Source organism: Sphingobium sp. (assembly GCF_033795625.1).
Taxonomy (GTDB): Bacteria; Pseudomonadota; Alphaproteobacteria; order Sphingomonadales; family Sphingomonadaceae; genus Sphingobium.
The window spans coordinates 130,431-157,225 of the sequence record NZ_JARYGI010000005.1 but is presented as its reverse complement, the minus strand read 5'-3'; the positions used below and the strand labels follow the sequence as shown (position 1 = coordinate 157,225).

General features: G+C 61.3%; 28 protein-coding genes and 2 tRNA genes. 23 read left to right on the top strand and 7 right to left on the bottom strand.

Features of this window, described 5'->3' with window-relative positions; genetic code table 11:
* Positions 1–185 precede the first annotated feature (185 nt).
* Both QHC67_RS04355 and QHC67_RS04350 read right to left on the bottom strand, forming a co-directional pair.
* A tRNA-Pro gene (locus tag QHC67_RS04355) sits at positions 186–262 on the bottom strand.
* A 120-nt stretch (positions 263–382) separates the two neighbouring features.
* Positions 383–739: a JAB domain-containing protein gene (locus QHC67_RS04350; RefSeq protein ID WP_319291459.1), complete on the bottom strand. Its 357-nt coding sequence runs from the start codon at positions 737–739 to the stop codon at positions 383–385.
* A gap of 182 nt (positions 740–921) precedes the next feature.
* On the opposite strand from QHC67_RS04350, the gene thyA reads away from it, so the two are divergent.
* From thyA to QHC67_RS04330, 4 genes are all read left to right on the top strand, one after another.
* The gene (thyA, locus tag QHC67_RS04345; protein WP_319291456.1) at positions 922–1,845 is read left to right on the top strand and encodes a thymidylate synthase; all 924 of its coding nucleotides are present in this window, start codon (positions 922–924) and stop codon (positions 1,843–1,845) included.
* A 103-nt stretch (positions 1,846–1,948) separates the two neighbouring features.
* Positions 1,949–3,247 (top strand): 3-methyl-2-oxobutanoate dehydrogenase (2-methylpropanoyl-transferring) subunit alpha, encoded by a 1,299-nt coding sequence (locus QHC67_RS04340; RefSeq protein ID WP_319291453.1) that lies wholly within the window; start codon positions 1,949–1,951, stop codon positions 3,245–3,247.
* 32 nt (positions 3,248–3,279) lie between these two features.
* Positions 3,280–4,284, top strand: a complete 1,005-nt coding sequence (locus QHC67_RS04335; RefSeq protein ID WP_319291490.1) for an alpha-ketoacid dehydrogenase subunit beta — start codon at positions 3,280–3,282, stop codon at positions 4,282–4,284.
* A gap of 5 nt (positions 4,285–4,289) precedes the next feature.
* On the top strand, positions 4,290–5,552 hold the full coding sequence (locus QHC67_RS04330; RefSeq protein WP_319291450.1) for a dihydrolipoamide acetyltransferase family protein: 1,263 nt from the start codon (positions 4,290–4,292) through the stop codon (positions 5,550–5,552).
* 21 nt (positions 5,553–5,573) lie between these two features.
* On the opposite strand, the gene QHC67_RS04325 is transcribed toward QHC67_RS04330, so the two are convergent.
* Positions 5,574–6,047 carry a hypothetical protein gene (locus QHC67_RS04325; protein ID WP_319291447.1) on the bottom strand — a complete coding sequence of 158 codons (474 nt, stop codon included), beginning with the start codon at positions 6,045–6,047 and terminating at the stop codon, positions 5,574–5,576.
* Positions 6,048–6,181: 134 nt separating this feature from the next.
* On the opposite strand from QHC67_RS04325, the gene QHC67_RS04320 reads away from it, so the two are divergent.
* A complete protein-coding gene (locus tag QHC67_RS04320) occupies positions 6,182–7,342 on the top strand; it encodes an AI-2E family transporter (RefSeq protein WP_319291445.1) in 1,161 nt (386 codons plus the stop codon).
* A 43-nt stretch (positions 7,343–7,385) separates the two neighbouring features.
* Positions 7,386–7,462: transfer RNA gene (locus QHC67_RS04315), tRNA-Asp, on the top strand.
* Positions 7,463–7,536: 74 nt separating this feature from the next.
* On the opposite strand, the gene QHC67_RS04310 is transcribed toward QHC67_RS04315, so the two are convergent.
* From QHC67_RS04310 to QHC67_RS04295, 4 genes are all read right to left on the bottom strand, one after another.
* Positions 7,537–7,773 (bottom strand): DUF2842 domain-containing protein, encoded by a 237-nt coding sequence (locus QHC67_RS04310; protein WP_319291442.1) that lies wholly within the window; start codon positions 7,771–7,773, stop codon positions 7,537–7,539.
* Positions 7,770–8,339, bottom strand: a complete 570-nt coding sequence (locus tag QHC67_RS04305) for a 5-formyltetrahydrofolate cyclo-ligase (protein WP_319291439.1) — start codon at positions 8,337–8,339, stop codon at positions 7,770–7,772. Before QHC67_RS04305 ends, QHC67_RS04310 begins: the two co-directional genes overlap by 4 nt.
* 215 nt (positions 8,340–8,554) lie before the next feature.
* Positions 8,555–8,890, bottom strand: a complete 336-nt coding sequence (locus QHC67_RS04300) for a cell division protein ZapA (protein ID WP_319291438.1) — start codon at positions 8,888–8,890, stop codon at positions 8,555–8,557.
* Positions 8,883–9,068: a hypothetical protein gene (locus QHC67_RS04295; protein WP_319291435.1), complete on the bottom strand. Its 186-nt coding sequence runs from the start codon at positions 9,066–9,068 to the stop codon at positions 8,883–8,885. The genes QHC67_RS04300 and QHC67_RS04295 overlap by 8 nt, the downstream gene beginning before the upstream one ends.
* Positions 9,069–9,292: 224 nt before the next feature.
* On the opposite strand from QHC67_RS04295, the gene tkt reads away from it, so the two are divergent.
* From tkt to nuoI, 17 genes are all read left to right on the top strand, one after another.
* Positions 9,293–11,260, top strand: a complete 1,968-nt coding sequence (gene tkt / locus QHC67_RS04290; RefSeq protein ID WP_319291432.1) for a transketolase — start codon at positions 9,293–9,295, stop codon at positions 11,258–11,260.
* 18 nt (positions 11,261–11,278) lie between these two features.
* Positions 11,279–12,289: a type I glyceraldehyde-3-phosphate dehydrogenase gene (gene gap, locus QHC67_RS04285; protein WP_319291429.1), complete on the top strand. Its 1,011-nt coding sequence runs from the start codon at positions 11,279–11,281 to the stop codon at positions 12,287–12,289.
* 61 nt (positions 12,290–12,350) lie between these two features.
* Complete coding sequence (locus tag QHC67_RS04280; protein ID WP_319291426.1) at positions 12,351–13,556, top strand: phosphoglycerate kinase; 1,206 nt, start codon at positions 12,351–12,353, stop codon at positions 13,554–13,556.
* Positions 13,557–13,638: 82 nt separating this feature from the next.
* Positions 13,639–14,532 carry a fructose bisphosphate aldolase gene (locus QHC67_RS04275; RefSeq protein WP_319291424.1) on the top strand — a complete coding sequence of 298 codons (894 nt, stop codon included), beginning with the start codon at positions 13,639–13,641 and terminating at the stop codon, positions 14,530–14,532.
* Between the two features lie 62 nt (positions 14,533–14,594).
* Positions 14,595–15,293: a thiamine phosphate synthase gene (thiE, locus tag QHC67_RS04270; RefSeq protein ID WP_319291421.1), complete on the top strand. Its 699-nt coding sequence runs from the start codon at positions 14,595–14,597 to the stop codon at positions 15,291–15,293.
* Positions 15,294–15,347: 54 nt separating this feature from the next.
* Entirely contained in the window at positions 15,348–16,433 is a 1,086-nt protein-coding gene (locus tag QHC67_RS04265) for a L,D-transpeptidase family protein (protein ID WP_319291418.1), read from the top strand.
* 80 nt (positions 16,434–16,513) lie between these two features.
* The gene (efp, locus tag QHC67_RS04260) at positions 16,514–17,080 is read left to right on the top strand and encodes an elongation factor P (protein WP_104953376.1); all 567 of its coding nucleotides are present in this window, start codon (positions 16,514–16,516) and stop codon (positions 17,078–17,080) included.
* A gap of 45 nt (positions 17,081–17,125) precedes the next feature.
* Positions 17,126–17,938 (top strand): inositol monophosphatase family protein, encoded by an 813-nt coding sequence (locus QHC67_RS04255; RefSeq protein WP_319291414.1) that lies wholly within the window; start codon positions 17,126–17,128, stop codon positions 17,936–17,938.
* Positions 17,939–18,091: 153 nt separating this feature from the next.
* The gene (ndhC, locus tag QHC67_RS04250; RefSeq protein ID WP_319291411.1) at positions 18,092–18,466 is read left to right on the top strand and encodes an NADH-quinone oxidoreductase subunit A; all 375 of its coding nucleotides are present in this window, start codon (positions 18,092–18,094) and stop codon (positions 18,464–18,466) included.
* Complete coding sequence (locus QHC67_RS04245; RefSeq protein ID WP_319291409.1) at positions 18,457–18,999, top strand: NADH-quinone oxidoreductase subunit B family protein; 543 nt, start codon at positions 18,457–18,459, stop codon at positions 18,997–18,999. The genes ndhC and QHC67_RS04245 overlap by 10 nt, the downstream gene beginning before the upstream one ends.
* A gap of 5 nt (positions 19,000–19,004) precedes the next feature.
* Positions 19,005–19,919, top strand: a complete 915-nt coding sequence (locus QHC67_RS04240) for an NADH-quinone oxidoreductase subunit C (protein WP_319291406.1) — start codon at positions 19,005–19,007, stop codon at positions 19,917–19,919.
* Positions 19,919–21,157, top strand: a complete 1,239-nt coding sequence (locus QHC67_RS04235; protein WP_319291402.1) for an NADH-quinone oxidoreductase subunit D — start codon at positions 19,919–19,921, stop codon at positions 21,155–21,157. The genes QHC67_RS04240 and QHC67_RS04235 overlap by 1 nt, the downstream gene beginning before the upstream one ends.
* 42 nt (positions 21,158–21,199) lie before the next feature.
* Positions 21,200–21,865: an NAD(P)H-dependent oxidoreductase subunit E gene (locus QHC67_RS04230; RefSeq protein ID WP_319291398.1), complete on the top strand. Its 666-nt coding sequence runs from the start codon at positions 21,200–21,202 to the stop codon at positions 21,863–21,865.
* On the top strand, positions 21,865–23,163 hold the full coding sequence (gene nuoF, locus QHC67_RS04225) for an NADH-quinone oxidoreductase subunit NuoF (protein WP_319291395.1): 1,299 nt from the start codon (positions 21,865–21,867) through the stop codon (positions 23,161–23,163). Before QHC67_RS04230 ends, nuoF begins: the two co-directional genes overlap by 1 nt.
* Position 23,164: 1 nt before the next feature.
* A complete protein-coding gene (gene nuoG / locus QHC67_RS04220; RefSeq protein ID WP_319291392.1) occupies positions 23,165–25,177 on the top strand; it encodes an NADH-quinone oxidoreductase subunit NuoG in 2,013 nt (670 codons plus the stop codon).
* A gap of 67 nt (positions 25,178–25,244) precedes the next feature.
* A complete protein-coding gene (gene nuoH, locus QHC67_RS04215) occupies positions 25,245–26,294 on the top strand; it encodes an NADH-quinone oxidoreductase subunit NuoH (RefSeq protein ID WP_319291389.1) in 1,050 nt (349 codons plus the stop codon).
* The gene (nuoI, locus tag QHC67_RS04210; RefSeq protein ID WP_319291386.1) at positions 26,291–26,770 is read left to right on the top strand and encodes an NADH-quinone oxidoreductase subunit NuoI; all 480 of its coding nucleotides are present in this window, start codon (positions 26,291–26,293) and stop codon (positions 26,768–26,770) included. Before nuoH ends, nuoI begins: the two co-directional genes overlap by 4 nt.
* Positions 26,771–26,795: the final 25 nt, after the last annotated feature.

Below are 26,795 nucleotides of genomic sequence, written 5' to 3'. Positions count from 1 at the left end.
CGCTTCAAATGACCGACGTCAAACTGTCGAAGTCCTCAGATCGATCCCCGAACGACCCTATTTCCGCACCCTGTTAATGGGCCGCCGTCATTCTTGCGTTACAATCATCCGAACTGTGCCGGGCCAGCGAAACGAAGCTGGCCCGGAACGAAGGCGCGAAGTTTGTGAGAGTCATGCAAAGAAGTTGGTCGGGGAAAGAGGATTCGAACCTCCGGCCCCTGCCTCCCGAAGACAGTGCTCTACCAGGCTGAGCTATTCCCCGACCGATGCAGGACCACCAGAAGCAGTCCCGACGAGGCAGGGGGCGGTCTATAGTTTGGGGTTGCTCCCGTGGCAAGCGTCGCGTTGCGAGATTTTTGCCGATGATCGGGCAGCGTCGTGATCAAAGCATCCCCTGATCGCGAAAGCTGAAACGCTCATGCGGCGCCACGATAATGTGATCGAGCAGCCTGATCCCCAAGGCACGGAAAACCTGGCATAATCTTCGAGTGACCTGAATGTCCGCCCCACTCGGCCGCACGTCACCGGATGGATGATTGTGAATGAGGATCAGCCCATGGCAGTCAAGCTTGAGCGCTTCCCTCACGATCTGGCGCAGTGGGAGCGTGACTTGATCCAACAGTCCATCGAAGGCCATTCGGCGGATTATTTGCCCTTCTTTGTCGAGTAGAAGAACGCTCGCTGCTTCCGTGCTGCCCGGCAGAGTATCATCAACATATGCCGCGCCCGCATCCCACATGGCCCAACGGTGCCGACGGCATCAACCTCGTGCCACAGCAACCCCGTTCGTTTTGGAGGGATGTTCGGAGAACATAATCCGAAATGCTCACTAGATTCCACCGACGTCATGGTTGGAGCACGCCTGCCTGTGGTCTAAACGTCAGGAAAGCGTCCTCTAGAATCGAAAGCCGCACTGGTCCGATGCCGCATTACGAACAGCAATATCTCGATCTGATGCGCCACATCTGGACTAACGGTGACGAGCGCGTGGATCGCACCGGAGTCGGCACGCGATCCATTTTCGGCGCCACGATGCGGTTCAGCCTTGCTGACGATGCCGTGCCGCTGCTCACCACCAAGCGCGTCTACTGGAAAGTCGCCGCCCGGGAGATGCTGTGGTTCCTGACCGGCGACACGAACATCCGGGCGCTGGTTGAGCAGGGCGTCCACATTTGGACCGACTGGCCGCTCGACAATTATCGGAGAACCACAGGCGAGCAGATCGACCGTGAAGCGTTTGAGGCGCGGATCATCACTGACGATGCATTTGCCGCACAATGGGGAGATCTTGGACCAGTCTATGGCGCGCAGTGGACGAACTGGCCCGCCTACGAGCCACTTGGCAATGGAAACTATCGGCGGCTGGAGCGGGGGCATAACCAGATCGCGGAACTGGTCGACTCCATTCGGAAGACGCCGTCATCCCGTCGCCTACTCTTCACTGGCTGGAACGTCGCCGAAGTGCCCGATATGGCGCTTCCGCCCTGCCATATGACCTATCAGTTCCACGTGTCGAACGGGAAGCTCTCGGGGCTTCTGTTCCAGCGCAGTTGCGATCTGGGATTGGGATTCGCGTTCAACATTTTCGGATTGTCGATGCTGACCCGGATGCTGGCGCAGCAATGCGATCTGGAGCCTGGCGACGTGGTATGGAACGGTGGGGACGTTCATTTGTATCTGAACCATGCCGATCTGGTGGAGGCTCAGTTGTCGCGGACGCCGGCCGGTGCGCCAAAGCTCCGGATAAACTCTCGTCCAGCGACCATATTCGATTATGCGATTTCTGACTTTGAAGTGGTGGATTATGCTCCACTGGGAGCGATTTTAGCGCCCGTCGCCGTGTAGAGAAAATTTTAGGTCAGGATCACTTGCCTTTTTCTACTGACGTAATATTGTACTGCACAAGAGACACAATGTTACGCCAACCAGATTGATGATTGGAGCAGTGATGACCGATCATAGTGAAGGCCAATCCACAGGTGCACCGCTCAAAGAGCGGAACCTGCCGCCGCTGACGCTGCATGTGCCGGAGCCCCGCTTCCGCCCCGGAGATGTTGCCGACTTCAGCGACATAGTGGTCCCGGAGGCAGGTGCGACGGGGCGTCCCGACGAGAGCACTCCTCCCGGGTCAATGCGCGAAATGGCTTATGGGCTGGTGCGCGTGCTGGATGATGCAGGTGCTGCAGTCGGCCCTTGGGACCCCAAGCTCGATGCCGACACGCTGCTCAAGATGTTGCGTGCCATGGCGCTCACGCGCGCCTTCGACGAACGCATGTTCAGGGCGCAGCGCCAAGGCAAGACGAGCTTCTACATGAAGTGTACGGGCGAAGAGGCGGTGGCGGTGGCAGCGGCACTGGCGCTTGCAAGCGACGATATGTGCTTCCCGAGCTATCGTCAGCAGGGCCTGCTGATCGCACGCGACTGGTCGCTGGTCGACATGATGAACCAGATTTACTCCAATTGCGAAGATCGCATGAAGGGGCGGCAGCTTCCCATCATGTATTCGGTGCGGGAGGCGGGGTTCTTCTCCATTTCCGGCAACCTGACGACCCAGTGGCCACAGGCAGTGGGTTGGGCGATGGCGAGTGCGGCGCGGGGTGACACGCGGATTGCCGCGACATGGTGCGGCGAGGGATCGACGGCGGAGGGCGACTTCCATTCCGCCTGCACCTTCGCCAGCGTCTATCGTGCGCCGGTCATCCTCAACATCGTCAACAACCAATGGGCGATCAGCAGCTTTTCAGGCTTTGCCGGTGGCGAGAACACGACCTTCGCGGCGAGGGGCGTCGGCTATGGCATCGCCAGCCTGCGCGTGGATGGCAATGATGCTCTGGCGGTCTATGCCGCGACGCGCTGGGCGGCGGACCGGGCGCGCAACAATGCCGGGCCGACGTTGATCGAACATTTTACGTACCGAGCAGAGGGGCACAGCACCTCCGACGATCCGGGTCAGTATCGCTCCGCCGACGAAGGCAGCGCCTGGCCGCTGGGCGATCCCATCGCCCGGCTGAAGGCGCATGTTATCGGCCTTGGCATCTGGGACGATGAGCGCCACGCCGCCATGGATCTGGAACTCGCCAACATCGTCAAAGCCGCAGCGCGTGAGGCCGAGCAGAACGGCATATTGGGCCACGGCATGCATCAGCCGTTCGAGACAATGTTCGAGGATGTGTTCGAGGAAATGCCCTGGCATCTGAAGGAACAACTCGACATGGCGCTGAGTGAGAAGAAGGCGGCCGGGGTATGAGCGACGCGATAGCCGAAACGGGCACTGCCCAGATGAATATGATCCAGGCGATCAACAGCGCTCTCGACGTCATGATGGAGCGTGATCCCGATGTCGTCGTGATGGGCGAGGATGTCGGCTATTTCGGTGGCGTGTTCCGCGCGACGGCGGGCCTCCAGAAGAAGCACGGCAAGAACCGGGTGTTCGACACGCCGATCACGGAATGCGGCATCATTGGCGTAGCCGTCGGCATGGGTGCCTATGGCCTCCGTCCTGTGCCGGAAATCCAGTTCGCCGACTATATCTATCCCGCGCTCGATCAGTTGGTGTCGGAGGCAGCCCGCCTCCGTTATCGCTCTGCAGGCGAGTTCATCGCGCCGATAACGGTCCGTTCGCCCTTTGGCGGCGGCATCTTCGGTGGGCAGACGCACAGCCAGTCGCCCGAAGGCATCTTCACGCACGTCTCCGGCATCAAGACCGTCATTCCCGCTACGCCTTATGACGCCAAAGGTCTGCTCATCGCCGCCATCGAAGACAATGATCCGACGATCTTCTTCGAACCGAAGCGCATCTACAACGGCCCCTTCAACGGCCATTACGATAGTCCATCGCAAAACTGGGGCGGGCACCCCGATGCGCAAGTGCCCGAAGGCTATTACAAGATCCCGCTCGGCAAAGCCCGGACAGCCAGAGCAGGCGAGGCGCTCACTATCCTCTGCTACGGCACGATGGTGCATGTCGTCGCCAGCACCGTCGACGAAATGGGCGTCGATGCGGAGATCATCGATCTGCGGACGCTCGTTCCGCTCGACATCGAGGCCATCGAAGCATCGGTCAGGAAGACCGGCCGCTGCCTGATCGTCCATGAAGCGACGCGCACCAGCGGCTTTGGCGCGGAGCTTTCCGCGCTGGTGCAGGAGCGGTGCTTCTATCATCTGGAAGCGCCAATCGAGCGCGTTACGGGGTTCGACACGCCGTACCCGCATAGTCTGGAGTGGGCCTATTTCCCTGGGCCGATCCGCATCCGCGACGCAATAACCAAGATCCTGAAGGACTGATCGGCATGGCACGCTTTACATTCAAACTGCCCGACATTGGTGAGGGCATCGCGGAAGCCGAGATCGTTGCCTGGCACGTGAAAGTCGGCGATACGGTCGAGGAAGACCAGGGCCTTGCCGACATGATGACGGACAAGGCGACGGTCGAACTGGAATCGCCGGTCGCTGGCACGGTGGTCGAATTGGCGGGCGAGGCGGGGGATCAGATATCGATTGGGGCGATGCTGGTCGTGATTGAAACCGAAGGCGAAGTGGAGTCCACGAAGCCGGATGTGGTCGAGGCCGAGAATCCGGGCGTCGAGGAAGTCGCACCCTTGGAACCGGAGCCGAGCGTTCTCGTAGTTGACGATTTTCCGGCTCCTCCGCCTGCGCCGCCACCCGCGCAGGCTGCACCGGCACCCAGGACGGAAGCTGTGCTCGCGTCCCCGGCCGTTCGAGCGCGGGCAAAGGAACTGGGCGTGGATCTCAGTCAGGTGCGGACCACTGCCGACCGCATCCGGCACAGCGATCTGGATGCGTTCCTGCTCTACGGGCAGGGGGAGGGGTATCGCCCCGCGGGTGCCTCCCGCAAGCGTCCCGACGAGCCGATCAAGGTCATCGGAATGCGCCGCCGCATTGCCGAGAACATGGCGGCATCGAAGCGTCACATCCCGCATTTCACCTATGTCGAGGAAATCGACGTGACGGCGCTGGAGGACATGCGCGCCGCCCTGAACGACAATCGGGGAGACAGGCCGAAGCTCACCCTGCTTCCCCTGATCATCGTTGCGGTGTGCAAGGCCATTCCCGACTTTCCGATGATCAACGCGCGCTATGATGATGAGGCTGGCGTGGTCACGCGGCATGGCTCTGTGCATCTTGGCATGGCGACGCAGACGGATGCGGGGCTGATGGTGCCGGTGATCCGCGATGCGCAGGACCGGAATGTCTGGCAACTGGCCAGCGAAATCCGCCGCCTGTCCGAAGCTGCAAGAAGCGGCAAGGCCAAGTCTGAGGAACTGTCCGGCTCGACGTTGACCGTCACGTCGCTCGGACCTTTAGGCGGGATATCCACCACGCCGGTCATCAATCGTCCGGAGGTTGCGATCATCGGGCCGAACCGCGTCATCGAGCGGCCGGTGATCCGGGACGGCCAAATCGCGGCGGCGAAGTTGATGAACCTGTCGATCAGTTGCGATCATCGGGTCGTGGATGGATGGGACGCGGCCAGCTATGTGCAGGCAGTTCGGAAGCTGCTGGAAACGCCGGTATTGCTGTTCGATCAATGACGTTCGGCTGCCATCGGCAAGTTACCTGACGGTGGCCCGATAACTGATGCGGCCTTCCTGCCCGGGGCGGACCGGCCGCGGCACATTCCAGCGGACGTGTGTAACATCGGCAGGCGTAGCCCGGCGCGTACCGCCAAGCGGCGTTGCGACAGAGAGGGCTTCGATGCGGCCCCAGCTACGGCCGTGATCGACCGAGACCTGCATCTGAGGCTGCGTCGTATCGATCTGCAAGGCTGTCGGCACCGGATTGGTGACGGCGAAGCCCCTGACGGGCGCTGAACCTTCATTGCGGTAGCGAACGAGGAACACGAGCCGGTCGCCGCGGCCGAGTTCCTGCGGCTGAACAAGGATCCGGCGCTGGCGGCCGTTTACGTCGGTGCTGACGCGCTCCACGAACGTCTGCGCCACCAGCTTTACGGCTGGCGTACCGGCATTGGCGGACCCAGCGGCGACCGCCTGAGCGACAAAGGAAAGGCAGGCGATTGGACGGCGCATCGGGTTCCATCATGGCATAGCTGTTTCTACTTGGTCACAGGCTTCCCAAATTACAGTTAACGAGTCGTTACCCCCCATTTCATGCCGGCCCTCTCTCGTGCATAGGGTATGAAATTCTTGTTGTGGGAGTGCGTGTGTCCTCTGAGCCGAACGACAGAGCCGAAGTCGATCGGCGGCGGGACCGTCTGTTGGCGTCACTGGCGTTGATCGCGGGCGTGGGGCTGGTGCTGGCGATACCGTTCGCCTTGCGGGCAGGGGCTGAATTCTTCCTGCCGCTGACGGCTGCCATCGTGATCGCGATCGCGCTGGTGCCGTTCCTTGAGTGGATGGAACGCCGCCGCGTCCCGTCCTCGCTCGCGGCCCTGATTGCGGTGAGCGCCTTCCTGATTGTCGCAAACACCGCGCTTGTTCTCATTGTCGTTCCGGCTACCGACTGGTTCCAGCTCCTGCCCGACCGCATCGAGCAAATACAGGCGAACCTCGCGCCGCTGATCGACTTTTACTCGCAACTTCAGCGGTTTGTCGACAGGACCGTGGAAATGCTGGCGAGCGGCCCGGTGAAGGCGGCACAAACCGTGGCTGTCGAAACGCCACGGTCCTTGCTGCAATTCGCCGCAACGTCAGCCCCGTCAGCGCTGATCCAGATGTTCTTCGCGTTGCTGGCCATTTATTTCTTCCTCGCCGGATGGACGAAGCTGCGCAAGCGGACGATCAGTAGCCGCGAAAGCTATACCGGCGCGCTCGCCGTTGCGCGCGTCATTCAGAACGTGGTCGATTCGACCTCCGCCTATGTACTGACAATTGCGACGATCAACTTGAGCCTCGGCCTCGCCATTGCGCTGGCGGTCTGGCTGGTGGGCATGCCATCGCCGCTGATGTGGGGCGGCATAGTCGCGTTGCTCAACTTCATCCCCTATTTCGGACCGATAGTAGCCGCGGTGCTGTTGGGGCTTGGGGGCCTCATGGTGTTCAATGACGTGTGGTATGCGCTGCTGCCCGCAGCCATCCAGATCGGCTTCCATCTCGTCGAAGCGAACGTGATCACGCCGTTGGTGCTGGGCCGTCGCCTGACCATGAACCCGCTGCTGATTCTCGTGTCCCTGAGTTTCTGGAGCTGGGTATGGGGTACGCCCGGTGCGCTGCTGGCTGTGCCGTTGCTGATCATCATCCAGACTGTCGCAGCGGCCGCCGGGAAGCCCGATATTGCAGGCTTCCTGTTCGAGGCAGGGACGCTGACCGCCAACCCGCGTTCCGAAAATAGCGATAATGTGAAAGAGGGCGTGCAGGACGGTTGACAGGTCAGGCGGGCTCTTCTAGTTGGCCACCTCCACACCGAACGCGGGTGTAGCTCAGTTGGTTAGAGCGCCGGCCTGTCACGCCGGAGGTCGCGGGTTCAAGTCCCGTCACTCGCGCCATTTTCCTTGGAAAATCTAGGAAAATGGCACCGCGTTCAAGTGAGACCCACCGCTCTAGAACATTCCGCCAGGCGTTATTCCCGCCAGCGGAAGCGGCCGACTTCCATCCACGCAAGCAACGGCTTCAGGGGCAAGATCCAGACGATCCCGGCGATCAGATATACCACGATTTGCACCGGCATCGGCCATTGCCCGATGAAGCGCGAGCAACTGCCCACGATAATCGCCCAGACCGTGATGATAAGCACGATCAGCAACATACCGACGGGCTTGCGCCAGCTTGGCTGCGGCGGTGTCGGATAGCCGGTCATGCGAGCACTCCTTCAATCAGGCTGGTTTCGGTGAGCACCGCGTCCAGCGGCAGGTCCCAGGGATCTGTTGGCACGATCTCGATCTCCTGCACCGACCATGCAAGGCCGATACGCAGCGCATCGGGGTGACGCGCAAACGCCCGGTCGTAATATCCACCACCTTGCCCCAGGCGCCCCATTCGGGCGTCGAAGGCAAGCAAGGGCGCAACGATGACATCAGGGTTCAGCACTTCACTGCCGACAGGCGGATGGCTGGTGCCGAACGGGCCGGGTACTAGTGGATCGTCCGGGTTCCAGCGGCGAAACTCCATGCTCCCCAGCCGATCCAGTGCGCAGGCCAGCGCTACCGTCTTCCCATGCGCGATCAGGGCATGGCCGAGCCGCTGCGCCGGAGCCTCGTCGTCCATCGCCGTGTAGAGCGCCACCGTATCGCGCGCGCCGATCATTTGCGCCAATGGCGAAGGCAGCACCTTGAACGCCAGCCGATGCGCGAGAGGGTCGAGCCCCGCCACGAATGCGCGCCGCCTGCTCCGGGCTTCCTCGCGCAACTGCTGCTTCTCGACCAATCGATGCGTCCTGTGAATCGTAGGGCCTGAACAGGCTCATGGGGGTGGCGGGACCGCCTCGGCCGTTTGCTGGAATATCCTCTGACGCCTCAACGTCAGGTGGGGACCATGTAAGTCGGGCCGGAGCCCGGTCAGGGACAGCCCCCTTGGATGTGATTATCGCCTCAGGGATGTTCGCTAAAGCTCGTACCAGGCAGTGCCCGCCGCCTGTATATCTAGGGTGCCGCAGGGGCGGGGGCAAGCCTTTCCGCAAGGCTTTCAAGTCTTTCCGCGAGCGCCTCTATGGACTTTGCCGCAGCATCGTCCGTGTCCTGCAGTGGAAGGCGCACCTGTCGCCCCGCCGCCTCGCGTTTCAGGTCGTTGATCTCGTCCGCAAGAAACAAAGCAGCAAACAGGAGCTGGCGCACTTCGGTAAGGCCCGGAGTGACTTGTCGCGCTGTGTGGGTCTTGGCATCGACGATGCCAGCGAGCAGGGCGAGATGCGATTCTTCGCCGTCGCGGCAATTAAGCGCATATTGCCGGCCGCCAACCGTGACCGTCACTTCAGCCATGCGCGGTTCCCTTCAGGTCGGCGATCAACGCATCCAGCGATTGCAATGCCGCCTCGGCCTCCGCTCTGTCGATTGTCGGAGAAGTCGGCGCGCGAAGGCATTCCTCGGCAGCTTGCTCGATACGGGACATGGCCCGTTCCATGCGGCCGATGGCCTCCATCATGCGATCACTCGGCATTGCCCATGCATAGCAGGAAGTTTGACCGAAACAAAAGCGCTGATGTCTGCGTGCGTAGTACCTAGGGTTGATGCTCGGCCAGTATAGGACCCCGCAACAAATGGTTGCTGCGGTTGACGCCCGCGGCTTCTGACGACAAATGGGGGCGAACTTACGAATCGCCTTCGTCGCGTCCTTCACCGCAACCCTTGCGCGACCTTCGAACAGGAAGACCACAAGCACTAATGACCGTCTCTGAAACGATGCTCGCAAACGCCATTAGGGCATTGTCCATGGATGCGGTGCAGGCCGCCAATAGCGGGCATCCAGGCATGCCGATGGGCATGGCGGACGTTGCGACTGTGCTGTTCCGGGAATATTTGAAGTTCGATCCGGCCGCGCCGCACTGGGCCGACCGTGACCGCTTCGTATTGTCGGCCGGCCATGGCTCGATGCTGATCTATAGCCTGCTACATCTGACAGGCTATGCGCGACCAACCATCGAAGATATCCGCAATTTCCGCCAGTTCCATAGCCCGTGTGCGGGGCACCCGGAGAATTTCGAGCTGGCCGGCGTCGAGACGACGACCGGGCCGCTGGGGCAGGGGCTTGCGACCGCCGTCGGCATGGCCATTGCCGAGCGTCATCTGAACGCGACCTTCGGGGACGATCTGGTCGATCACCGCACCTGGGTGATTGCCGGCGACGGGTGCCTGATGGAAGGCATCAATCACGAAGCCATTGGTCTGGCGGGACATCTGGGTCTTGGCCGCCTGATCGTGCTGTGGGACGACAACAAGATCACGATCGACGGCGCCGTCAGCATGTCGAGCAGCGAGGATATTCCGGCGCGCTACGCGGCTACCGGCTGGCATGTCGTGTCATGCGACGGCCATGATCCCGCCGATGTGCGCCGCGCGATCGCGGAGGCAGTGGCCGATCCGCACCCCTCGCTCGTCGCCTGCGCCACCAAGATCGGTTATGGTTCGCCGAACAAGGGCGGCACCTCGGGCGTCCATGGTTCGCCGCTCGGGGCGGATGAAGTAACCGCGTCGCGGGCCTTCCTTGGCTGGAGCCATGAGCCGTTCGTCATCCCCGAAGATGTTGCCGCCGATTGGCGCAAGGCGGGTACGAGGGGCGCGGACCTTCGCGCCGCATGGGAAGGCCGGCTCGGAGCCCATACGGATGCAGCCGAATTCCAGCGCCGGACGGCAGGCGATCTTCCGGAAGGTTTCAGCCTGGAAGCCTATATCGACAGCCTGATCGCAAATCCGCAAAAGGTGGCGACGCGCCGCGCGAGCGAGCTGGCCCTCGGCGCAATCAACGTTCTACTGCCGGAGACGCTGGGTGGCTCGGCCGATCTTACCGGATCGAACAACACCAAGACCAAGTCGACCACGCCGCTGACGAAAGACGATTATTCCGGCCGCTACGTCTATTATGGCATCCGCGAATTCGGCATGTCGGCCGCGATGAACGGCATGGCGCTGCACGGCGGGGTCGTTCCCTATGGCGGAACGTTCCTCGTCTTCTCCGATTATTGCCGCTCGGCCATCCGCATGTCCGCCTTGCAGCGCGCCCGCGTGATCTACGTCATGACTCATGACAGCATCGGTCTTGGCGAAGACGGCCCGACTCACCAGCCAGTCGAGCATGTCATGAGCTTGCGCATGATCCCCAACCTCGACGTGTATCGCCCCTGCGACATCGTGGAGACCGCGGAGTGCTGGGAACTCTCGCTGCAGGATGCGGACGGTCCATCACTGCTGGCGCTGACGCGTCAGAACCTGCCACAATTGCGTACCGAAAAGAGCGAGAACCTGTCGGCCAAGGGGGCTTACCGCCTGCGCGCCTCCAAGGCTGATCGTCGCGTCGTGCTGATGGCGACGGGTTCGGAAGTCGAGATCGCGGTGCAGGTCGCCGACGCACTTGAAGCAGCGGGCTTTGGCGCAGACGTCGTTTCGATGCCCAACTGGTCGCGCTTCGACGCGCAGCCCGAATCCTATCGCGAGGAAATCCTGCCCGAAGGTGTGCTGCGCGTGTCGATCGAGGCTGGCGTCACTTTCGGCTGGGAACGTTACACCGGGATCGGTGGGCTGCGCTTCGGCATCGACACGTTCGGCGCGTCGGCTCCGATCGAAGCCCTTTACGACCATTTCGGCCTGACCGCCGCAAAGATCACGCCGCAAATCGTTGCGGCCCTCGACACCTAATAACAGGAGCTAGTGCAGATGGCTGTCAAAGTAGCAATCAACGGTTTTGGACGCATCGGTCGTCTGGTCGCCCGCGCCATTCTGGAACGCACGGACCACGAGCTTGAACTGGTCAGCATCAACGATCTGGGCGACGCCAAGGCCAATGCGCTGCTCTTCAAGCGCGACAGCGTCCACGGCCCGTTCTCCGGCACCGTCGAAGTTGACGGCAACGACATGATCGTCAACGGCAAGCGTATCGCCGTCACGGCAGAGCGCGACCCGGCGAACCTGCCGCACGCGGCGCAGGGCGTCGTCATCGCACTGGAATGCACCGGCTTCTTCGCCGACAAGGCCAGCGCGTCGAAGCATCTGGACGCAGGCGCAAAGCGCGTCGTCATCTCGGCGCCCGCAAAGAATGTCGACAAGACCATCGTGTTCGGCGTCAACCATGAGACGCTGACTGCCGACGACATCGTCATTTCCAACGCAAGCTGCACCACCAATTGTCTTGCGCCGCTCGCCAAGGTGCTGAACGACAGCATCGGCATCGAGCGCGGGTTGATGACGACAATCCACAGCTACACCAACGATCAGAAGATCCTAGACCAGATCCACAGCGATCCGCGCCGCGCCCGTGCTGCCGCCATGTCGATGATCCCAACCACCACCGGCGCTGCCCGCGCGGTGGGCGAAGTGATGCCCGAACTGAAGGGTAAGCTCGACGGTTCATCGATCCGCGTGCCTACTCCCAACGTCTCGGTCGTCGATCTGACCTTCACGCCTAAGCGCGACACGAGCATCGAGGAAGTGAACAGCCTGCTGAAGGCCGCTTCGGAATCCGGCCCTCTGAAGGGCGTACTCGCCTATACCGACGAGCCGCTGGTCTCAATCGACTTCAATGGCGATCCCGCAAGCTCCACCGTAGACAGTCTGGAAACGGCAGTGATCGATGGCAAGCTCGTTCGCGTGCTGAGCTGGTACGACAATGAATGGGGCTTTTCGAACCGCATGGTCGACACCAGCGGCATTGTCGCTGGCCTGCTTTAAGATCAACTTCGCCCGCCGGTCAGCAGATCGGCGGGCGTTTTGCTAATCACAGGGGAATACATTGGCTAAGCCGTTCAAGACGCTCGACGATATGGGTGACCTCACGGGCAAGGCCGTACTGGTCCGCGAAGATCTCAACGTTCCGATGCAGGACGGTGCAATTACCGATGATACCCGGCTTCGCTCTGCCATGCCGACGGTGCTGGAACTGGCGGATCGCGGCGCGAAGGTCCTGATCCTCGCGCACTTCGGTCGCCCCAAGGGGCAGAAGTCGCCCGACATGTCGCTGAGCCTCGTGACGCGGGCGCTCACGCACGTGCTGGGCCGCGACGTGCAGTTCATTCCCGATTGCCAGGGGCAGGCGGCAGTGGACGGCATCGCCGTGATGCGCGGCGGCGACATTGCCATCCTCGAGAACACCCGCTTCCATGCAGGCGAAGAGAAGAACGATCCGGCGCTGATCGAAGCGATGGCGGCGCTCGGCGACTATTATGTCAATGACGCTTTCTCCGCCGCGCACCGCGCTCACGTCTCCACCGAGGGGCTCGCGCATAAACTGCCAGCCTTTGCCGGACGCGCGATGGAAGTTGAACTCGACGCGTTGCAAAAGGCGTTGGGAGAACCGGAAAAGCCGGTCGCGGCAGTCGTTGGCGGCGCGAAGGTTTCGTCCAAGCTCGACGTGCTGACGCATCTCGTCACCAAGGTCGATCACCTTATCATCGGCGGCGGCATGGCCAATACCTTCCTCGCGGCGCGGGGCGTCAATGTCGGCAAGTCGCTGTGCGAGCATGACCTTGCCGCTACGGCCGAAGGCATTCTCGATGCGGCCGAGCGGGCAGGATGCACCATCCACTTGCCCTATGACGTGGTGGTCGCAAAGGAATTCGCCGCGAACCCGCCGTCTGTCCGCACCTGCAACGTCCACGAAGTCGCGGCCGATGAAATGATCCTCGATGTTGGTCCCTCCGCCGTTGAGGCGCTGGGCGACGTGCTCAAGACTTGCAAGACGTTGGTGTGGAACGGCCCGCTTGGCGCGTTCGAGATCGCGCCGTTCGACAAGGCAACGGTCGCTCTTGCGCAGACCGCCGCGGCTCTGACCAAGGAAGGATCGCTGGTGTCGGTAGCTGGGGGCGGTGATACAGTTGCCGCGCTGAACCATGCCGGTGCAGCCGCAGACTTCACGTTCGTCTCGACCGCCGGCGGCGCTTTCCTCGAATGGATGGAAGGCAAGGAACTGCCCGGCGTGAAAGCCTTGATGACAGCTTGAGATTCATGCTGCACTGCGGCATGGCGTTTCAATTCCTCGCGCGCTCAGCGCACCCTTATCAAACAAACAGGAGTATGTGCAGATGCTCGATCAAGAGATGACGGCCAAAATCGCAGACGGCAAAGGCTTTATCGCCGCGCTCGACCAGAGCGGCGGGTCGACGCCCAAGGCACTGAAGGGCTATGGCGTCGAAGAAGGCGCGTGGAATAACGACGATGAAATGTACGGCCTCATCCATGACATGCGCAGCCGCATCATAACCTCGCCCTGCTTTAATGGCAAAAAGGTCCTCGGCGCGATCCTTTTCGAGCGCACGATGGATGGCAAGGTCGACGGCAAGCCCGTTCCGCAGGCGCTGAGAGAGCGCGGCGTCGTCCCTTTCATCAAGATCGACAAGGGTCTTGAGGACGAAGTGAACGGCGTCCAGATGATGAAGCCAATGCCCGAACTCGACGCGCTGCTGAGCCGCTCCAAGGCGCTTGGCGTGTACGGCACCAAGGAACGCTCGGTCATCAACCTTGCGAACCGCGAGGGCATCGCCGCCATCGTCAAGCAGCAGTTCGAGGTCGGTCAGCAGGTACTTGCCGCCGGCCTGATGCCGATGCTGGAACCCGAACTGAACATCAAGAGCCCGGAACGCGCAGAAGCCGAGCAGATCCTTCTCGAGGAACTGTTGAAGGCGCTCGACATTATGCCGGGCGATGAAAAGGTGATGTTGAAGCTCTCCATCCCATCCAAGCCCGGGCTGTTCGATCCCCTCGTCGATCATCCGCGCGTGTTGCGCGTTGTCGCTTTGTCGGGCGGCTATGCACGTCCCGAGGCTTGCGCGGAACTCGCCAAGAACCGCGGCATGATCGCCAGCTTCAGCCGCGCGCTGCTCGAAGACCTGCGCTTCCAGATGAGCGATGAGGATTTTAACGGCTCGCTCGGTGGCGCGATTGACGAGATCTACACGGCTTCTACCGTCAAGGCCTGATCTACCTCGTATCCCTGTCATCCCTGCTTTCGCGGGGATGACAGTTAGGGTAGGGGCTTGCCATGACTGATTTTACTGACGACGACCTGAAGCTGTCACCCGAATTTGCTGCCCAGTTCGGGGAGCCGGGCTTTCGTCCGCCGTGCCAGCTTTACCTCATCTCTCCGCCATCTATCGACGAGAGCTTTGCCGATACGCTTTCAGGCGCACTGGATGCAGGCAAGGTCGCCGCCTTCCAGCTTCGACTGAAGGGCATCGACGACCACGCCATCGCAGCGCTTGCGGAGCCGCTCCAGCGCATCTGCGCCGATCGGGAAGTCGCCTTCATCATCAACGACAGCATCGGCCTCGCCAAACGACTGGGGGCAGATGGCGTGCATCTTGGGCAGGGTGATGGCGATCCGCGCGATGCCCGCGCGCAACTCGGGCCAAAGGTGCAGATCGGCGTCACCTGCCACGACAGCCGCCATCTCGCCATGGAAGCGGGCGAGGCCGGGGCGGATTACGTGGCCTTCGGGGCTTTCTATCCCACCACGACCAAAGAGGTTCAGCACATCGCTGATCCCGCGTTACTGGGATGGTGGACCACCGTCTTCGAACTGCCCTGCGTTGCCATCGGCGGTATCACGCCCGAAAACGCCCGGCCGTTGATCGAAGCAGGCGCGGACTTCATCGCTGTTTCCAGCGCAGTTTGGCAGCATCCTGAAGGTGCTGCTGCGGGCGTGAAGGCGTTCGTGGAGATACTCGCGGCATCGCGCTGAACTCTCCGCCCTGCTCGTGCGTTGTGTGTGCGTAGAGTTGCTGGAAGGGATATCATGCGAAATCGGATTTGGCTGACGACAGTGGTGGCGTTGGCGGGGTGCAACATATCCGATGGCGATGGAACAGCGAATACGACTTCCGCGATATCCGCGACCGATCGGAAGCCGCTGAACCCGCAGGCGGTGATGGCGACGGCCTACGGTTTTGCCGATGCAGGACCGGACCAAGCGGCGCCTAACAACCCGGTTCTCCAGACGCAGGCGGTTCTCGACAGCCTCGGTTTCTCTCCAAAACTTCTCGACGGCAAAGCGGGGCGCGATTTTGAATTGGCGCTCCGGGGCTTCCAGATTTCGAGGGATCTCCCCGACACCGGCAAGCTGGACGAGAAGACGACCGCTGCTCTGGCCCAATGGAAGGACCGCCCGGCAACCCGCCTGATCCGCATCCCCGAAGGCTTCGCCAAGGCGGCATTCTTGCCGAACATGCCCAGGGAGGCAAAGGACAAGGCCAAGCTGCCAAGCCTTGCCTATCGTGACATCGCTGAGATGCTGGCGGAACGCTTCCACACCACGCCTGCTATGCTGGTTGCGTTGAACCCGGCGAACGGGCGGCGCGATGATATCCTGCGTGTGCCCAATGTTGGCGAAGTCGACCTGACCGATGCGCCGGATAACAAGCAGTGGCAGGAGACGCTCATGCAGCTTGGCGTTTCTGCTCGCCAGCCAAAGGCGGATCGGATCGTGGTGGACAAGTCGGAATCGGTGCTGCGGGCTTATGCCGAGGATGGCAAGCTGATTGCCCAGTTCCCCGCCACCATGGGCAGTGAGCATGATCCGTTGCCGCTTGGCGACTGGACGATCAAGGGCGTCAGCCGCAATCCGCAATTCCACTATAATCCGCGTCTGTTCTGGGACGTCAGCGACAATGAGGACAGCGTGACGTTGCCTGCTGGGCCGAACAGCGATGTCGGCGTCGTCTGGATCGACTTGTCGAAGCCCCATTACGGCATTCACGGCACTCCCAACCCCGAGTTGATCGGTCGCAGCGAAAGCCATGGCTGCATCCGCCTTACAAATTGGGATGCGGTGCGCCTTGCGCAGATGGTGGGAACGGGCGTGAAGGCGCATTTCCAGAACTAGAGCGGGGCCTTGCCCTTCTGCGCATGCCGCTGTAAGGCCCGCCACCGGCTCTTTCCAATTTCTGAAATAGGCAGACGCGCATGAAGATCAGCGGCGTGGACATTCGTCCTGGCAATAATATCGAATATGAAGGCGGCCTGTGGCGCGCCGTGAAGATCCAGCATACGCAGCCGGGCAAGGGCGGCGCCTATATGCAGGTGGAACTCAAGAACCTGATCGACGGGCGCAAGAACAACGTCCGTTTCCGCTCCGCCGAGAGCGTCGAGCGTATCCGGCTGGATACCAAGGACTTCCAGTATCTCTATGCTGAGGGCGACATGCTCGTCTTCATGGATCAGGAAACCTACGAACAGATCAATCTGCCCGCCGAACTGTTGGGCGACGCTGCCGACTTCCTGCAGGACGGCATGGAAGTGACCCTGGAAATGTACGAGGAGCGCCCGATCTCGGTGCAGCTGCCCGACACGATCGAAGCGACCGTGGTAGAGGCCGACGCCGTGGTGAAGGGGCAGACGGCTTCTGCTTCCTACAAGCCCGCGATCCTGGACAATGGCGTCCGCGTCATGGTCCCGCCGCACATCGTCAGCGGCACGCGCATCGTCGTGGACGTATACGCCCGCGAATATGTGAAGCGCGCAGAAGCGTAAAACACTCTGCCCTCTTCCTGCACGGGAGAGGCAAAGGAACATACTATGGCATCCCATTCAGGCCTCCTCACTGTCATGGAGCGCGCCGCCCGCAAGGCCGCGCCGCGTCTCCGCCGCGACTTTGGCGAGGTCGAGCATCTGCAGGTCTCCAAGAAAGGCCCTGCGGATTTCGTCTCCATGGCCGACAAGCGCGCCGAGCAGACGGTCGTTGAGGAACTGCGCAAGGCGCGCCCGGACTGGGGCATACTTGCGGAAGAGGGCGGCGAGACGCCCGGCGATCCGACCAAGCCCCGCTGGATCATCGATCCGCTGGATGGCACCACCAACTTCCTGCACGGCATCCCGCACTTTGCCATTGCGATTGCGGTGGAGGAGCCAATGCCGAACGGTAAGCGCGAGATCACGACAGGGCTGATCTACCAGCCGATCACCGACGAGAGTTATTGGGCGGAGAAGAACCGGGGTGCATGGCTCCATGACCGCCGTCTGCGTGTTTCGGCACGCCGCGACTTGGGTGAGTCGCTGATTGCCACGGGCATTCCCTTCTTCGGACATGGCGACATGGCGCAATGGACACGGATATTCGGGGCCGTGGCGCCATCGGTCGCCGGTGTTCGCCGCTTCGGCTCCGCCACGCTGGACCTCGCCCATGTCGCTTCGGGTCGTTACGATGGGTACTGGGAAAGCGGCCTGCAAAGCTGGGATATGGCCGCGGGCATGTTGATGGTACGGGAAGCGGGCGGTTTCGTGACCGATTTCCGGGGTGGCGATCAGGTCCTCGAACGGCGTGAAGTGCTGGCGGGAAATGATGTAATCCACAGCAAGTTGCATAAGCTTTTGGCGAGCGCTTTGCGGTAATGGACAGAGGATCGATATAGATCTTCGCACGTGGTTATGCACGTGTCTCTACCCCACAATTGAGAATCATTCTCACACCCCCGCGCACTTGCTTCGCGGGTGCAGCAGTCCTAAAGCCCACCCATCAAGCCCATTTCCGCCAAGGGGATTCCGTTGGTCGACCTCGCTCAATATCTGCCGATTTTGATGTTCCTCGGCGTCGCACTGGTCCTTTCCAGCGCGTTCGTGTTCCTGCCCATGGCAGTTGCGCGGCTGACCGGAACGCATCAGCCCGACACGGCTAAGCTCAGCGAGTATGAGTGCGGATTCCCCGCCTTCGAAGAGCCGCGGAGCCAATTCGATGTCCGCTTCTATCTGGTGGCTATCCTCTTCATTATATTCGATTTAGAGGCGGCCTTCTTGTTTCCGTGGGCCGTCAGCCTAGATCAGATCGGCTGGGCGGGCTGGGCGACGATGATGGTTTTCATCCTCGAACTCGTTCTTGGTCTTGTCTATGCGTGGAAGAAGGGAGCACTCGATTGGGAGTAGAACTCAGCCCGGTCGTCCCGCCGCACGGCACTGCGCCGGACGCCGATTTCTTTAACGACCTCAACAGCGAAGTGAACGACAAGGGCTTCCTTGTCACTTCGACGGAGGATCTGTTCACCTGGGCGCGCACCGGTTCGCTCTGGTGGATGACGTTCGGTCTGGCCTGCTGCGCCGTGGAGATGATCCACGTCAATATGCCGCGTTACGATATGGAGCGTTTCGGCGCTGCGCCGCGCGCATCTCCGCGCCAGAGTGACGTGATGATCGTCGCGGGTACGTTGTGCAACAAGATGGCCCCGGCGCTGCGTCGTGTGTACGATCAGATGTCCGAGCCCAAATATGTCATTTCCATGGGCTCCTGCGCCAATGGCGGCGGCTATTATCATTACAGCTACAGCGTCGTGCGCGGCTGCGACCGGATCGTGCCGGTGGACATCTATGTTCCCGGTTGCCCCCCGACCGCCGAGGCTCTGCTCTACGGCGTGTTGCAGTTGCAGCGGAAGATCCGCCGCATCGGGACGATCGAACGGTGATCAAGATGGTGCATTCCGCCCCCAAGATCGCGTCGATCCCCGGAATCGCTGACGAAGTCGCTGGCGTGCTCGGTTCGATGCTGCTCGATACCGTGGACGCCGCTGATGAGCTGAGCTTCACCGTCGATCGCGACCGGTTGCTGGAGGCGATGACGGCGCTGCGCGATCGTGCGCAGTATCAGCAGCTTATGGAAATAGCGGGCGTCGATTATCCCGATCGGCCTGAGCGCTTCGAGGTGGTCTATCATCTGCTTAGCCTGACGCGTAATCACCGCATCCGCGTCAAGGTTTCCGCTGACGAAGATACGCCTGTGCCTTCGGTGACATCGCTCTGGCCGGTGGCCGGGTGGCTTGAGCGTGAAGTGTTCGACATGTACGGCGTCATCTTCGCTGGCAACAATGACCTGCGCCGCATCCTGACCGACTATGGTTTCAAGGGGCATCCTTTCCGCAAGGACTTCCCGCTCACCGGCCACGTCGAGATGCGCTATTCCGAAGAGGAAAAACGGGTCGTTTATGAGCCAGTGAAGCTGGCGCAGGATTTCCGCAGCTTCGACTTCATGTCGCCATGGGAAGGCGCACAATATGTGCTGCCCGGCGACGAGAAGGTCGCGCAGGCTCCTGGCGCGCCGACGCCCGCGGCCGCTCCCGCCGCAGCGGCGCCTCCCGCAAAGCCTGAAGGCAGTCCAGCGGCTGGAACGCCGAAGACTACCGACAAGCCTAGCGATACCGGAGCTGGTGCGCCTGCCGATAAGGTAGGGCATGAGCCGTCGCCACCCGCTGGCGCTATGCCGCCGGGGGTGGAGAAGGTCGTCGCGCCCAAGAAGAACCGGACCAAGGCCACCGACAGCGCGACCGGCGAAGGCGTCGCCAAGCCCAAGCGTACGCGCAAGCCTAAGACTCCCGAGGGTGAAGCCTGATGGCCGATCATTACGACCTGCTGAAGGAAATCGCCGAAGACCCCAATGTCGAGGGCCCCGGCGATACCGAAATACAAAACTACACGATCAACTTCGGTCCCCAGCATCCAGCCGCGCATGGCGTGCTGCGCCTCGTCCTGGAACTAGATGGCGAGATCGTCGAGCGCGTCGATCCGCATGTGGGCCTGCTGCATCGCGGCACCGAAAAGTTCATCGAGTATAAGACCTATATCCAGTCAATCCCTTATTTCGACCGGCTCGATTACTGCTCGCCGATGTGCATGGAGCACAGCTATGTGCTGGCGATCGAGAAGCTGTTGAACCTGGAAGTGCCGCTGCGTGCGCAATATCTGCGTGTGTTCTTCGCGGAGCTGACGCGTATCAAGAACCACATGCTGAACCTGGGTTCGCACGTCATGGACGTTGGCGCGATGACGCCGAACCTGTGGCTGTTCGAATTGCGCGAAGACTGCATGAACTTCTATGAGCGGGCGTCCGGCGCGCGCATGCACGCTAACTACTTCCGTCCCGGCGGCGTCCGTCAGGACGTGCCGCTGAAGTTGCTTACGGACATCGGCGACTGGCTTGACACGCGCCTGCCCAAGCTGTTCGAGGACGCGATCAGCCTGGTGGCGGACAACCGCATCTTCAAGCAGCGCAATGTCGATATCGCGATAGTGAACAAGGAAGACGCCGTGAAATGGGGCTTCTCGGGCCCTATGATCCGCGGCTCGGGTATTCCTTGGGACATTCGCAAGTCGCAGCCCTATGACGTTTATGACCGCATGGACTTCGACGTGCCCGTCGGCACCAATGGCGACTGCTACGACCGCTTCATGGTCCGTGTCGAGGAAGTCCGCCAATCCGCGCGCATCATGAAGCAGTGCCTGCAGCAGATGCCCGAAGGCCCGGTGCTGACCGACGACCGTAAGGTCGCGCCGCCGCGCCGCGAGGAAATGAAGCGTTCCATGGAAGCGCTGATCCACCACTTCAAGCTCTACACCGAAGGCTTCCATGTGCCTGCCGGGGAAGTGTATGTCGCGACCGAAAGCCCGAAGGGCGAATTCGGCGTTTATCTGGTCAGCGACGGGACCAATAAACCCTATCGCTGCAAGATCCGCCCCACCGCCTTCTCGCACCTTCAGGCCATGGACTTCATGATGAAGGGCCACATGCTCGCCGACGTGACCGCCGTTCTCGGCGCGATGGACATTGTGTTCGGGGAGTGTGACCGGTGAAGGCAGGCTATCTGAACATGTCCAACATTACCGGTTCGCAAAATGGCTGACGCACCTCAGATCCCCGACGAAACCGAAGTTCGCGCCCGCTGGGGCGACTTCGAGTGGACGCCTGCCAATGCGATCAAGGCGAAGACATTCATCGCGCGGTATCCCGCAGGACGCCAGCAATCCGCGGTGATGGCACTGCTCGACCTTGCCCAGCGTCAGGTGGGGGCAGAGACGCAAACGCAGGGTTGGCTGCCTGTGCCGGTGATCGAATATGTCGCCGCGCAGCTCGATATGCCGTACATGCGCGCCTATGAGGTCGTGACCTTCTACACGATGTACAATCTCGCGCCGGTCGGTCGCTATCATGTGCAGGTGTGCGGAACGACGCCCTGCATGTTGCGCGGGTCCGACGATGTTCTCGCGGCCTGCAAGAACAAGGGGTTGATCAAGGGGCACACCACGCCCGACGGCCTGTTTACGCTGACCGAAGTCGAGTGCCTGGGCGCCTGCGCCAATGCGCCGATGGTGCAGATCAATGACGATAATTTCGAAGACCTCGATTACGACAAGACCACGGCGATCCTCGATGCGCTGACCGCAGGCGAAAAGCCGCATATCGGCCCGCAGATCGACCGCCAGACGAGCTGCCCGGAAGGTGGCCCGACGACGTTGAAGGAAATGGTCTCCGCCAATCATGACTATCGGGGAGAGTGGTGATGCTCGCTGACAAGGATCGCATCTTCACCAACCTGTATGGCTTTCAGGATTGGGGCCTGGACGGCGCGTTGAAGCGCGGCGACTGGGACGACACTAAGGGCCTGATGGCGCGAGGCCAGGACGCGATCATCGACGAGATCAAGGCGTCAGGCCTGCGCGGTCGCGGCGGCGCTGGCTTCCCGACCGGGATGAAATGGTCGTTCATGCCCAAGGAGAGCAAGGACGGTCGTCCGAGCTTCCTCGTGATCAATGCCGATGAGTCCGAACCTGGTTCCTGCAAGGACCGCGAGATCATCCGCCACGATCCGCACAAGCTAGTCGAAGGCGCGCTGATCGCAGGTTATGCGATGCGTGCGCGGGCGGCGTACATTTATATTCGCGGCGAATATATCTACGAGGCCAAGATCCTCGAAGCCGCCGTTGCGCAGGCTTATGACAAGGGCCTCGTGGGCAAGAATGCCTCCGGATCCGGCTATGATTTCGACGTGTTCGTTCATCGCGGCGCGGGCGCCTACATCTGCGGTGAAGAAACCGCGATGATCGAGAGCCTGGAAGGCAAAAAGGGCCAGCCGCGCCTGAAGCCGCCTTTCCCAGCAGGCGCTGGCCTTTATGGCTGCCCGACCACCGTCAACAACGTCGAGAGCATCGCGGTTGCGCCCACGATCCTGCGGCGTGGCGCGGCGTGGTTCGCGAGCTTCGGCCGCGAGGGCAACAAGGGCACGAAGCTGTTCCAGATCAGCGGCCATGTGAACAAGCCTTGCGTTGTGGAAGACGTGATGGGCCTGACGTTCAAGGAACTGATCGACACCCACTGCGGCGGTATTCGTGGCGGTTGGGATAATCTGCTGGCGGTCATTCCGGGCGGCTCCTCGGTTCCCCTGGTCCCGGCGGCGCAGATCATGGACGCGCCGATGGACTTCGACGGGCTCAAGGCTGTTGGCTCCGGTCTCGGCACGGCGGCGGTGATCGTGATGGACAAGTCCACTGACATCGTTCGCGCGATCAGTCGCCTCAGCTACTTCTACAAGCACGAAAGCTGCGGACAGTGCACGCCTTGCCGCGAAGGCACCGGCTGGATGTGGCGCGTGATGGAACGCCTGCGCACGGGCGAGGCGGACATTTCGGAGATCGACATGCTGCAGGACCTGACCAAGCAGGTCGAGGGCCACACCATCTGCGCGCTCGGCGACGCGGCCGCGTGGCCGATCCAGGGCCTGATCCGGCACTTCCGCCCCGAAATCGAACGCCGCATCCATGAAAATCAAGGGCCTGCCCCAGTGATGGAGGCCGCGGAGTAACATGCCTAAACTCACAGTAGACGGCCAGGAAATCGAAGTACCCGCCGGAGCCACCGTGCTTCAGGCATGCGAGATGGCAGGCAAGGAAATACCGCGCTTCTGCTACCATGAGCGCCTGTCGATCGCCGGCAATTGCCGCATGTGCCTGGTCGAAGTTAAGCCGGGGCCGCCAAAGCCACAGGCGAGTTGCGCTCTGCCCGCCGCCGACGGGCAGGAAATCCGCACCGACAGCCTGATGGTCAAGAAGGCGCGGGAAGGGGTGATGGAGTTCCTCCTGATCAACCATCCCCTCGATTGCCCGATCTGTGATCAGGGTGGCGAGTGCGACCTGCAGGACCAGTCGGTCGCTTATGGACGGGGCAAGTCGCGCTATCATGAGCATAAGCGTGCGGTCACCGAGAAATACATGGGTCCGATCGTCAAGACGGTGATGACACGCTGTATCCAGTGTACGCGCTGCGTCCGCTTCGCCGAGGAAGTCGCGGGCGTTCCGGAAATCGGCGCGCTGTATCGCGGCGAGAATATGCAGATCACGACATATCTGGAACATGCCGCCAAGAGCGAGCTGTCAGGCAATGTCGTCGATCTCTGCCCCGTCGGCGCGCTGACGTCGAAGCCCTATGCTTTCGAGGCGCGCCCGTGGGAATTGAAGAAGAACTTTTCCATCGATGTCATGGATGCGCTGGGGTCGAACATTCGTCTCGACAGCCGCGGCCGCCAGGTGCTGCGCGCGCTGCCGAGGATCAATGACGACGTGAATGAGGAATGGATTTCCGACAAGACGCGGCACCATGTCGATGGCCTCGTCCGTCGCCGCCTCGATAAGCCCTACGTCCGCAGGAACGGCAGGCTGGTCGAAGCAACCTGGGCCGAGGCATTTCAGGCAATTGCAGATGTCGCCGCTTCCGCAAATGGCTCCGTCGCCGCAGTCGCGGGTGATATGCTCGATTGCGAGACGATGTTCGCCGCGAAACTGCTGGTCCAGAAGCTGGGCGGAACGATGCTGGAAGGGCGCCAGACCGGGCTTGCCTATGACGTGTCGAATTTGGCTGCCGTCAATTTCAACAGCGGCATTGCTGGGATCGAGACTGCGGACGTCATCCTGCTGATCAACAGCAACCTGCGCTGGGAAGCGCCGTTGATAAACACGCGTATCCGCAAGGCCATCAAGAAGGGCGCGAAGGTCTTCGCCATCGGGCCGGAAGTGGATCTTACCTACAAAGTCGAATGGCTGGGTAATGACGCCGCGCTGCTGGGCAAGTTGCCCGACGCCGTAACTGAGGCGTTTGGCAAGGCTGTGCGTCCTGCGGTTATCGTCGGCGGCGGCTCTCTGACCAAGGACGGCGCGCATGGTGCGACGCTGGCGCTGGCCCAGTCGCTCAATCTGGTGAGGGAAGGCTGGAACGGTTATAACCTGCTGCACTTCGCCGCGGCACGCATGGGCGGGCTGATGCTCGGCTACGCAACGACGGGCGGGATCAAGGCGGTCGCAGCTGCCAAGCCAAAGCTGCTGTTCGCGCTTGCGGCCGACGAGGTGAGTTACGATCTGTTCGGCGACAGCTTCAAGGTGTTCATCGGCCATCACGGGGACAATGGCGCGCATCATGCCGATGTGATCCTGCCCGGTGCGACCTATGCCGAAAAACAGGGCACTTACGTCAATCTGGAGGGCCGCGTTCAACGCAGCGAGAAGGCAGTGTTCGCACCCGGCGACGCGCGTGAAGACTGGTCGATCCTGCGTGCGCTGTCCGACGTTCTGGGTCGGCGCCTGCCGTTCGACAGCTTCGAGGAACTACGCGCCGAGATGGCGAAGGCAGTTCCGGCGCTGGGCGTCGAGGGTCTCGCCTCTTACGATTGGGCGCCGCCGTCACTTCCCGTCGACGCAGCAGGCGAATTCACGTCGCCGATCAAGGACTTCTACCTTACCAACGCGATCTGCCGGGCTAGCCCGACCATGCAGCGCTGCTCTGCACAACTGATCCAGGGCGAAGATTTTGCGGAGGCGGCAGAGTGAGCGCGCTTGCACATTCTTATTATCCGTTCGCTCTGAGCGTGTCGAATGGTTCCAGGGTTGATCTGTCATGACTGCCTTTTTCCAGAGCTTTGGACTGCCCTATTCCGGGGCGTGGTTCCTCTCCACGATCATCGGCATCCTGATCATTGCGCTGCCGCTGATGCTGGCGGTGGCGATGATCATCTATGCCGACCGCAAGATCTGGGCAGCGATGGCGCTGCGCCGGGGGCCGAACGTCGTCGGGCCTTTCGGTCTGCTGCAATCCTTCGCGGATGGTGCGAAGGTGTTCCTGCAGGAGACGATCATCCCTTCGGCGGCGAACCGCGGCCTGTTCCTGATCGCGCCGATCATCACCTTCACCGTCGCCTTGATGGCCTGGGCGGTGATCCCGTTCCAGGCGGAAGTGGTGCTCTCAAACATCAACGTGGGATTGCTCTACATTCTCGCTATCAGTTCGCTCGGCGTCTACGGCGTCGTCATCGCGGGCTGGGCGTCGAACTCCAAATACCCTTTCTTCTCGGCGATGCGTGCGTCGGCGCAGATGATTTCCTATGAAGTCTCCATCGGCTTCGTGCTGATTTCAGTGGTGTTGTGGGCCGGATCGTTCAACCTCTCGGCCATCGTGGAGAGCCAGCGCGGCTATTATGGCTTCATCAACGGAAATGGCTTCAATCCGCTGCTGTTCCCGATGTCCGTCGTATTCCTTATCTCGTCCATGGCTGAAACGGCCCGCGCGCCGTTCGACCTGACTGAGGCGGAAAGCGAACTCGTCGCCGGATATCAGACCGAATATTCGTCGATGGCCTTCGCGCTCTACTGGCTCGGCGAATATGCCAACGTCATCTTGATGTGCGCGCTGAACGCCATTCTGTTCTGGGGTGGCTACCTGCCGCCGTTCGATTGGGCGCCGCTCTATTTCGTTCCCGGTATCATCTGGCTCTTCATCAAGATCCTTCTCTTCTTCTTCATCTTCAGCTGGGTGAAGGCCACCGTGCCGCGTTACCGCTACGACCAGCTTATGCGCCTTGGCTGGAAAGTCTTCCTGCCCCTATCGCTCTTCTGGGTGGTGCTGGTCTCCGGTTTCCTGATGTTCACGCGCTATGGAGGCGCATCATGATCCACGCGATCAAGTCCTTCTTCCTCGTCGAATTCCTGAAGGCGCACTGGCTCACCTTGAAGTATTTCTTCAAGCCCAAGGCAACGATCAACTATCCTTACGAGAAGAACCCGATCTCGCCACGTTTCAGGGGAGAACATGCCCTTCGCCGTTATCCCAATGGCGAGGAACGCTGCATCGCCTGCAAGCTGTGTGAAGCCGTCTGCCCGGCGCTCGCGATCACCATCGAGGCACAGCCGCGCGACGATGGCAGCCGTCGGACGACCCGCTACGACATTGACATGACGAAGTGCATCTATTGCGGCCTGTGCCAGGAAGCATGCCCGGTGGACGCAATCGTCGAAGGCCCGAACTTCGAATTTTCGACCGAGACGCGAGAGGAGCTTATCTACGACAAGGCGAAGCTCCTCGAAAACGGTGACAAGTGGGAACGGGCTCTCGCCTCGAACCTTGCCGCCGACGCACCCTATCGTTAAGCGCTGCGGCACCGCCGGGGGATAT